The organism is Dapis brunnea BLCC-M229 (genome assembly GCF_050015995.1).
Lineage (GTDB): Bacteria > Cyanobacteriota > Cyanobacteriia > Cyanobacteriales > Microcoleaceae > Trichodesmium.
Genome location: NZ_JBNHEP010000100.1, coordinates 1 through 9,744, shown reverse-complemented (window position 1 = coordinate 9,744; position 9,744 = coordinate 1). Strand labels below are relative to the sequence as shown.

Here is a 9,744-nt window from a genome sequence, read left to right as displayed (position 1 = left end):
ACGGACTAGAGGAAGTTACAGATAATTTATCTGAAGGACTAGAAAAAGTTACAGATAATTTACCAGACGGACTAGAGGAAGTTACAGATAATTTATCTGAAGGACTAGAAAAAGTTACAGACAATTTATCTGAAGGACTAGAAAAAGTTACAGGTAATTTACTTGGTAGTAGGCAAAACAAAAAGACCAAAAATCAGGAGAGAAAACCCCTGGGAAAGTCAAAAAAAAAAATACCAGAATCAGATCCACCACCATTACAACAAGACTCCTCGGAATTACCAACCGATATAGTAGAACAATTCCAACCGCCAGACGAAGCATCCCCATCAGGTATCCCATTGTTCCTGGAGTCATCGGAACCGCCCACCGATATAGAACAAGAAGACCCAGACGTAGTTTCCCCCGTAGAAATTTCAGAAATATCAGACGAAGTTTATAAACAGAATGAAGAATTAATTTATATTCAAGATTTATACTCTAATGGCAAAGCAAGTAATCTTTATACTCTAGATATTAAATCTGGTAAAACAGTCTTAATTGGTTCTATGGGTATGTACATAGTAGATATTGCTTTTTGTGGAAATATACTCTATGGTATTCGGTGGCGAGACTCAAAAACAACAGATTTAGTCAGAATAAATCCTAATACTGCTAAAACTATAATTATTGGTAAATTAGGTAATAGTAAAGTAGCTAGTTTAGCTTTTTCTAAACATAGAAATGCTCTCTATGCAATGGGTCCTCAAACATTATTAAGAGTAAATGTAAAGACAGGTTCAGGAAGAATTATTAAATCTTATAAATCTTATTATCCTCTTTATTGTGGTGGTTTAGCTTTTGATAATAAAGGTCGAGGTTATTCAGATTTTGGTAATAATTATAATCAGCAACGATATCTAATGCGACTTAATAATAATGCTACTCCTATTCCTGTTGGTAGTGCTAGTGGAGTTAAAAATTCTGGTTGTCTAGATTTTTACGGTGATGAATTATTTGCTATATTTAATGGTCAAATTTTTAAGTATGATTTAGTTACTGGTAAAGCTAGGTTAGTAACTTATACAGAAAAAAATGTTTCTTGGGCGGGAATGAGTGTTAAATTGCATCCTTGTACTTCATAAAATCTATTGAATTCAAGTTAGAGAATATTTCTAAAAAAAATATTAAAGCTGGAAAATTACTATAAATTTACATTCATGGATAATAAGAAAGGTAAGGGTTTAGTGACCAAAACCATACAAGTTATAACACCGTAGGTTGGGTTAAGTGGCAACGCAACCCAACCGACAAAGTGCCTACAAAAAGGAAAGTTATCAATTTCTATCTAGAAGAAGTTTTGAGAATTGGAGAAGCTACCTATCTTTATCATTATTTACCTTATTTACCTTATTTTCTTCAATATTTATTTTTTCTTCCTTATACCAAATTCAAAAAAGGTCGTTACAGTAAAAAAGGGAGTAGGAAATAGAGAATAAGGAATAGGCAAAAACCTTGCTCTTTATTTAATTTTCCTATATGGCAAAATCCAGGTCTTCCCTAACTACAAAAAAAAGTTAATATAGCATTATTTTTTGAAACTGGTATTATTCCTTTGTGATATATTAAATTAAATAACTAAAATTTTAATATTTTAGGATTTAGATGTTTGTTTGAGAGGTATTAAGTGATGAGAGATCTTAGTAATGTTCCAATACATTTGCTGGATCACGAACATTACCGCCAAATGTTAGTTCGTGATGGTCAACGTCGTTTTAATGAGTGGCACACCGAATATCTGAGGTATCAGCAAAAGTTTCTCCAGGATCAACAACGTCGAATTTTGGAAATAGAAAAATATAATAAACGTCGTTTCCAAGAATCTCGAAAAGAGTTTTTGCGTTATCAAAATAAGTTTCTGAATGAAATGCGTCGTTATTAAGTTGATATTTTTCCACTCCAAATTAATAAGGTGGGGTGGAAATTTGTTTTTCTATAAGCATAGTAGACCTATCTAAGATGCTAGCAGTCTTGAACATTAATCTTTTATATCATGTCCGGATGATAGATATAATAAAACTTTCTTCTCCTGAATACCTGATTTTTTTATCTTCTTCTACCCTGAATTCTCAATTCTGAGTTCTCAATTCAGAATTCTGATTTGCTCTCATACAATTTGTTGATTTAATATTGTTTAATTGCTCTTTGCATAGCCCTTTTATCATCTCTACGCTTAATAGTTTCACGCTTATCATAAAGTTTTTTACCTTGTGCCAAAGCAATATCAACTTTTACCCAACCGCGTTTAAAATACATCCTCAAAGGTACTAAAGTTAATCCCTGTTGTTCTACTTTTCCAATTAATTTCCGAATCTCTTGTTTATGTAATAACAATCTTCTACTACGTCGAGGTTCGTGATTAAAAAACTCTCCTGCTTTTTGATATGGAGAAATATGAACGTTAAGTAACCATGCTTCGTTATTACGAATTAAAGCATAACCATCCCGTAAGTTGACTTTACCTTCCCGGATTGATTTTACCTCTGTTCCTTGTAATGCCACGCCAGCTTCATAAGTCTCTATAATATGATAATTAAATCTTGCCTGGCGATTATCACTAATTATTTTTTGTCCTTCACCACTTTTCTTACTCATAATATATTTTTACTCACTTTTTTATCCTGAATTTTTTATTATACTATAAAATTATTGGCAATAACAAGAAATTAATTAAAACACTGCTATAAATCAAAAACTTTAAAATCAACCTTTTGTATAAGTGTATAAGTAAGTAGGCAGAATTAGAGTAATAATTCAGCTAGCTAGCTGAATTATTACCGAAAAATTAAGGTATAAACCCTCTCAATTCATGGATAAAAATGCGGTTGTTTCGGCTGCTCGCGTAGCGTTTCATGTCGGCTTTTAGCCGTTTAGCTAACGCACAACTTCGTTAACGCTTCGCGACATGAAAAGCGTTTGCGGAGCATTCCGATAGGAAAGCTTTGCGCCAGCAAAAACGCTATATCCAATTGACCAAGAGAAGAAAAAAATTCCTTTTAACCCAATCCTTCTTTATAAGAAGAGTTCATTAATGGATAATGGATAATTGATAATTGATAATTACCTCTGGTTAAAACCGAGAGGATTGAATCTAAGGAAATATTATTTCTTTTCTCTTGGTCGATTGGATATGGCGAGGAGACCTCGCCATCCCATCCTAACGGACTGCTCCGCAAACGACCGCTTTTTCTCCTTGCTCATGAGAGGCTTTAAACCATAATTATTTAATTATTAATTATTAATTATTAATTATTAATTATTAATTATTAATTGTTAATTATTAATTATTGAAAATTACCCTGGTAACTTTAAGAGCGATCGCTCTAAAATAATCATCTTAGAGTTAATGACTGAAGTCCGAGCTACCATTCTGCCTTGAGAGTTGGTTAGTTCCAATTTATTAAAGTCTAAATCTTGCGCCTCCTCAAACATTTGATTAACTAATTCGTCTTGTTCTTCTTGACTCATACCATACCAATTATTGTTCAGTTCAACAATTAATAAATTACTGGGAAAATCAAATTTTAAAGACTCTATAATTCCACCACCATATTGATTAGCTAAATCATCAATCTGATTTTGAATTGACACTAGAAAAATTTGCTCTGGTGTTAACTTTGGAGGTGGAGGTGTAACAGGTTCTATAGATTCAGGAGCTTCTTGTAATGCTGGATCGGTAATTTCTGCATCTTCTGAATCTATTGTAGAAGCTACAGACTCTTCCGGGGCGATCGCCTCTGTTAATTCAGACTCTGCAACGACAGGAACATCTGCCATTTCAGTAGTAGGTTTACTAGAAGGAAAAGAAACAAAAATAATTACCAGAATTAGGGCAAAAATACCAGCGATCGCCCCAGTCAACAACCCATCAGAAAGCTTCTGACTTAGGGACTCTGGTAGTAAGGAACGAACTAACCCCAAAACTTGCTGCCAAAGTCCAGGTTTGGCCACAACTGATTCATTCTCGGTAATAGGTTGTTCTTGAGGTTGGGTTTCGGAGGTGATAGAAGGAGTTTCTGTGGTTTCCTGGGAAACTGCTTCTGTTTCAGGTTGTTCTGAATTTGGTTGGTTTGATTGGTCTTCTGACATTTTTTCTATACCTTTTGGACTAAGCAAATCGACTAATAAAGCGATAAAATAAAAGACAAATTTGTACTGTGGACTATAGTCCTGTTTCTACTTAATTAGGACTGACGCAGAAACCGGGTCGATCGATGAAATTTCCTGAGAAACAATAATCAGGGCAATAAACCCGGTTTCTTGTTTGGGTGCGTAAGTCCTGTTAATTTATTTTCCCATTAATTATGAGTATAAAACGTCGTCAATTTTTATTTTTACCTAGTCTAAGTAGCGTCACTAAGCATTCAGCTATTAGCGGTCAGCTCTGAGCTCTGAGCTTTTTAATGAATAAAGCAAGGATTAGTTTAGCTTATATTAAATTTTAAACCATAGAATTAAAGCACAAAAACCATGATTCTGCATACAATTATGTGGCATAAAACTATAGATGTGGCTCAGAAGCTGATAGCTGATACCTGACTGCTAAATGCTTACGTTAAGCAATACCAAGCGTGAAAAAAGAATGTTATAAATAGTTTCCAACTTTAGATGTGAAATAATTTCCAGAAATTACTGTAGCGTCAAAATTTTGACCTGATAAAATATTACTTTTGACTTTTGACTTTTAACTTCCGTGAAACGGTATAATTTTTTCTCTCTCAAAACTAATCCTATTTTTCGGTTTGTTTCTGTTGCCGATACTGGTACAGGAGGCAAAGAGCAATTTGCTGTAGCTGAAGCTATGAGACGTTATTATTTACAATATCCTTTTGACTTTGTAATTCTTGGTGGTGATAATATCTATGAAGATGGAGAAATTGAAAAAATTGGCGATGTTTTTGAGAAACCATACAAAGCTTTATTAGACAATAAAGTAAAATTTTATGCCTGTCTGGGCAACCACGATCTTAGAAGTAATAATGGAGAGTGGGAACTAGAATATCCAGATTTTAATATGGCAGGAAGATACTATACTTTTGAGTATAAACCAATTCAATTTTTTGCCTTAGATACCAATATTAATGCTAACTGGAAAGCTCAATTAAATTGGCTAGAAAAAGAACTGAGTAACAGTAAAGCACCCTGGAAAATAGTATTTGGTCATCATCAAATTTATTCTTCGGGAATGTATGGGTTAAATGAAAAATTTATTGATATTTTAACTCCTCTATTTAAAAAATATCAGGTTCAACTTTATATTAACGGACATGAACATGATTATGAAAGAACTCGCGCAATAAATGGTACTACTTATTTAACCTGTGGTGCTGGAGCAAAACAACGTCTTGTAGGTAAATCGGAGTGGACTGAATATTCTACAAGTGATTTTAGTTTTGCTGCTTTTGATGTTTATGATGACCGTTTAATTGTTAGGGGTATTGATGTTAATAATCATATTTTTGACCAAGGTTTAATTAGGGTTTGCTGAAAAAGTCTTTTGCTAGGGGTAGGAGTCAGGAGGACCGAGTCAGGAGTCAGGAGGAAGGTGGAATTTAGAGGAGGTAGTCGAAAGAATTATCCCTTGATTTTTATGGAATTATTCTGCCTGTTATCCTAACTTTTTAATCGCTCAAGCTTAAAAAGTTGCACTTTTTTTCGCTTATTAAAGGCTAAAACCTTGATCTGTAAATACTTTCATATTTATTCAGCAAGCCCTAATTAATCTTAGTTGAAGTTAAGGTTTTCAATAATTAATAATTACCTTTTCTGTAATAGACCGATGAGTCCTAAAAACCTAACCCCCCTGCCCCCTTCCCTACAAGGGAATGGGGGTTTCAAAGCCTTTATCCTCCTAGGAGAGAGGTCTTTATAACTTTACAAACAGTTTATAAGTGCTAAGTGAAAGGCAATACTATTAAAAAAAAAAGAAGAAATAGCATAAATTATTCTGAAAATAGAAATGATTTATTATGGTTCAAACTATTCATGCTCAAGATATTACTCTAGAACAACTACAAGAAAACTTTGGGCTACAACTAACAACCGATCGCCAATTTTTCCCAGAATGGCAAGAAAATTTACCTTCTTTAACAGATGAAGAGAAACGTAGTCTAGAAAGAGTTCGCAGTAACTATTTTAACTTAGTTAATCGTCGCCCTTTATTGGAAGAGGGAGTCAAAATGGTTATTTTATCGCCCTTACTAGATTTAGCTGGATTTTTTCAACCCCCCTTTTCTATAAGAACAGAAACTTCTGTGGAAATTTCTGCTAAAGATAATGATTTAATTGTTAGAGGTAGAATAGATATTTTAGTTGTACAAAACAGACTTTGGATACTGGTTATTGAATCAAAAAGTACCAAGTTTGATGTTATGGAAGCTCTACCCCAAGCTTTAGCTTATATGTTGAAAGACTCTCAAAATAATAAGCCACAGTTTGGTTTTCTTGTTAATAGTAGAGAGTTTGTTTTTGTTAAACTTCAAAAAGCAAATGTTCCCATATATGGTCGTTCTTATGCTTTGTCTATTGACAGAGAAAATGAACTAGAGCAAGTTTTGGCAGCTCTCAAATATATTGGTAATTTCAGTTATTAGTTATCAGTTATCAATTAACAGTATCTCATACTTTAGTAGAAGGCTTGAAATCAAGAGCTTCTCTAATTCATTTTAGATAGCTATATCTATCATTATTTACTTTTTTTGTTCAATAATTCTTCCTTCTCTCCTAGATAACTAAAGCCTTATATCCTCATTCAACTTTCATTTGGAGGCATTTCTTTATTGCTAAATCCCTGAATTATAGTTTGTATAGCTAAGGCAATTAAACCGATAGTAACCATCGCACACATACAGGCAGCAAAAGCAATAACTCCTACTACTAAAGTCCGAACGGCAGTAGACATATTCACCACAAAAACATTATCTGAAATAATCGGTTTCCTAGCAAATGTCTCAGCAATTGATTTCATCAATAAATAGGCAAGTGTAGCTAATCCACCAGAAATTATAGAACTTGCTAAACATTGTAAAGGGTTCACTTTAGGAGTAGATTTTTTGTTAGATTTGGAAGTAGAATTTGTCATTTCAGTTATCAGTTATCGGTTACAGAAAAATTAAGGTATAAAGCCTCTCCATTCATGGAGAAAAAGCGGTCGTTTGCGGAGCATTCCGAAGGATGGGATGGCGAGGTCTCCTCGCCATATCCAATCGACCAAGACAGCGGTCGTTTGCGGAGCATGACCTTAGGATGGGATGGATGGGTTACCTAACCATATCCAATCGACCAAGAGAAGAAAAAAATTCCTTTTAGCCCAATCCTCTTTTTTATAAGAAGAGGTAATATTATGTTCGGTTAAATAGTTATTATAATTAAAGTTCGTAGTAGGGCTCTCAGCCCTATCTACAGTTCGGGCTGAGAGCCCTACTACAAACAAAACTTTATTATAAGTGATTATCCGAACATGATATAATTATTAATTATTAATTATTAATTATTAATTATTAATTGTTAATTGTTGAACAGTACCTCCTGTAATATCATGTCTAGTTGAATAGTTATAATTAAAGCCCTACTACAAACAAGCACTTTTTTATCACTTATTATCTGGACATCATATTAGTTATAATCAACTTTATTTTTTGTAGACCTATTTTTGTTGGGTTTCCTAACGTCAACCCAACCTACAATATTAATTATTTAAAACATAATATTTGATATTAATTCTGACTCCTGACTCCTGACTCCTGACTCCTGACTCCTGATGTTAATGTGCAATACTAATACCATTAGAATTAAACTGTGCTATCCAGAATTCTAGATCGGGGTCAGCCATTTTCCCTTTTACTGCTGCCTCAACTTCCTCTGCTTGAGAATGAGATTCTGTTAAAGCAAACATCGTTGGTCCTGACCCTGACATCATAGCACCCAATACATTTTGGGAGGCAAAAGCTTCTCTTAATTTTAATAATTGGGGATATTCTGGTAAAGCTACCTTTTCTAGATCGTTATGTAATAGTTTGCCAATTTCTGCGTGGTTGTGGTGAGCGATCGCTGATACTATTGGTCCAGAATGTACTCTTTGCCTACTACTTTCCTGACTTTCTGTATCGGTGACATAAGTATCGCCGAACTCTTGACGATAAGTTTTATACGCCCAAGGTGTAGAAATAGAGAGATTTTTGTATTTAGCTAAAACTACATAAAGATGGTCTAAATTTGGCAGTGGGGAAAGCACTTCACCTCGCCCAGTTGCCAACGCAGTTCCCCCTCCAATACAGAAAGGAACATCCGAACCCAACTGCGCTCCCAACTCTTGCAACTCCCCGTGAGTTAAACCAAGTTCCCACATTAAATCTAAACCAACTAATACTGCTGCTGCATTTGTCGAACCTCCTGCTAACCCTGCTGCCACGGGAATATGTTTATGAATAGTAATTTCAACGCCACCATATCTAGCAAATACTTCTGGAAATTGTTTGCTCATCAGGGAAGCTGCTCGGTAAGCAATATTACTCGCATCTGGAGGAACTAAAGGATGGTCGCATCGCACCACTATAGTCTCAATACCGATAGAACGAATATCTATTTTATCCGCCAGACTAATGCTTTGCAAGACCATTGCTAATTCGTGATAGTTGTCTGGGCGATCGCCGATAATTTCCAGATACAGATTAATTTTGGCAGGAGCAGTTAATGAGTAAGAGCGCATTTTAGGTAGTATTAGATAGTTTGATTATTTTAGTTTATCTCAGTATGGTCTAAAAATGTAGGTAAAACCTAACCCCCCAACCCCCTTCCCTGCGAGGGAAGGGGGAGAAATACTCCCCTCTCCTTGCAGGAGAGGGGTTGGGGGAGAGGTCTTAATTAAAGAGGGACTTCCGGTCTCCCCCTTCTCAAGGGGGGTTAGGGGGGATCTCCTGCACCGTGTATCTCACGCTTACTGAGAAATGCTATAGTTAATTTTCAGTCGATGTTGTCACAAAGACGGCGTTTTTCTTCTGTTACATTGGGGTTATTTTTCAAATAGCTACGCACCCAGTCGCAACTATGCTTGAGCAAGTCATCAATGTTAAAATTCCAGAGCTTTACTGTGCCGTCAGCACTTGCAGTAGCTATCAACTCACTATCCGGGCTAAATTCCGCACTGTTGACCCCACCCTGATGCCCTGATAGAGTTGTCACCAGAGTGCCGTCTGGTTTCCACACTTTCACTGTCTTGTCATCACTTGCAGTAGCTATCAACTCACCATCAGGGCTAAATTCTGCACTGTTGACCCAAGACTGATGCCCTAATAGAGTTGTCACTAGCGTGCCGCCTCGTTGCCAGAGTTTCACTGTCTTGTCATCACTTGCAGTAGCTATCAACTCACTATCCGGGCTAAATTCCGCACTGTTGACCTTACCCTGATGCCCTGATAGAGTTTTCACCAGCGTGCCGTCTCGTTGCCATAGTTTCACTGTTTTGTCATCATTACTTACAGTAGCTATCAACTCACTATCCGGGCTAAATTTCGCACTGTTGACCTTACCCTGATGCCATGATATAGTTTGCACCAAAAAGCCGTCTGGCTTCCCTAGTTTCACTATTTCGTCATAACTATGCACTGATAGAGTTGTCACTATAGTGCCGTCTCGTTGCCATAGTTTCACTGTCCTGTCATCACTTGCAGTAGCTATCAACTCACCATCGGGGCTAAATTCTGCACTGTT

General features: G+C 35.7%; 9 protein-coding genes. 4 read left to right on the top strand and 5 right to left on the bottom strand.

The genetic code is table 11. The features are described 5' to 3' along the window. A partial coding sequence (locus ACP6PM_RS12410) for a hypothetical protein (protein WP_426585009.1) occupies positions 1–1,121 on the top strand: 1,121 nt, incomplete at its 5' end. Positions 1,122–1,666: 545 nt separating this feature from the next. After that, on the top strand, positions 1,667–1,918 hold the full coding sequence (locus tag ACP6PM_RS12405; RefSeq protein ID WP_426585007.1) for a hypothetical protein: 252 nt from the start codon (positions 1,667–1,669) through the stop codon (positions 1,916–1,918). Positions 1,919–2,160: 242 nt separating this feature from the next. Here the strand turns inward: ACP6PM_RS12405 and smpB are convergent, their stop codons facing one another. Further along, complete coding sequence (gene smpB, locus ACP6PM_RS12400) at positions 2,161–2,631, bottom strand: SsrA-binding protein SmpB (protein ID WP_426585005.1); 471 nt, start codon at positions 2,629–2,631, stop codon at positions 2,161–2,163. Between the two features lie 699 nt (positions 2,632–3,330). Next, a complete protein-coding gene (locus tag ACP6PM_RS12395) occupies positions 3,331–4,125 on the bottom strand; it encodes a hypothetical protein (RefSeq protein ID WP_426585003.1) in 795 nt (264 codons plus the stop codon). A gap of 604 nt (positions 4,126–4,729) precedes the next feature. On the opposite strand from ACP6PM_RS12395, the gene ACP6PM_RS12390 reads away from it, so the two are divergent. Further along, positions 4,730–5,524 (top strand): metallophosphoesterase family protein, encoded by a 795-nt coding sequence (locus ACP6PM_RS12390; protein ID WP_426585001.1) that lies wholly within the window; start codon positions 4,730–4,732, stop codon positions 5,522–5,524. A gap of 481 nt (positions 5,525–6,005) precedes the next feature. Beyond that, a complete protein-coding gene (locus ACP6PM_RS12385; protein WP_426584999.1) occupies positions 6,006–6,629 on the top strand; it encodes a type I restriction endonuclease in 624 nt (207 codons plus the stop codon). A 158-nt stretch (positions 6,630–6,787) separates the two neighbouring features. Here the strand turns inward: ACP6PM_RS12385 and ACP6PM_RS12380 are convergent, their stop codons facing one another. From ACP6PM_RS12380 to ACP6PM_RS12370, 3 genes are all read right to left on the bottom strand, one after another. After that, entirely contained in the window at positions 6,788–7,117 is a 330-nt protein-coding gene (locus ACP6PM_RS12380) for a DUF3082 domain-containing protein (protein ID WP_426584997.1), read from the bottom strand. A 681-nt stretch (positions 7,118–7,798) separates the two neighbouring features. Continuing rightward, the gene (ispE, locus tag ACP6PM_RS12375) at positions 7,799–8,743 is read right to left on the bottom strand and encodes a 4-(cytidine 5'-diphospho)-2-C-methyl-D-erythritol kinase (protein ID WP_426584995.1); all 945 of its coding nucleotides are present in this window, start codon (positions 8,741–8,743) and stop codon (positions 7,799–7,801) included. A 254-nt stretch (positions 8,744–8,997) separates the two neighbouring features. Next, positions 8,998–9,744, bottom strand: a 747-nt coding sequence (locus tag ACP6PM_RS12370) for a WD40 repeat domain-containing protein (protein WP_426584993.1), incomplete at its 5' end; no start/stop codon positions are given.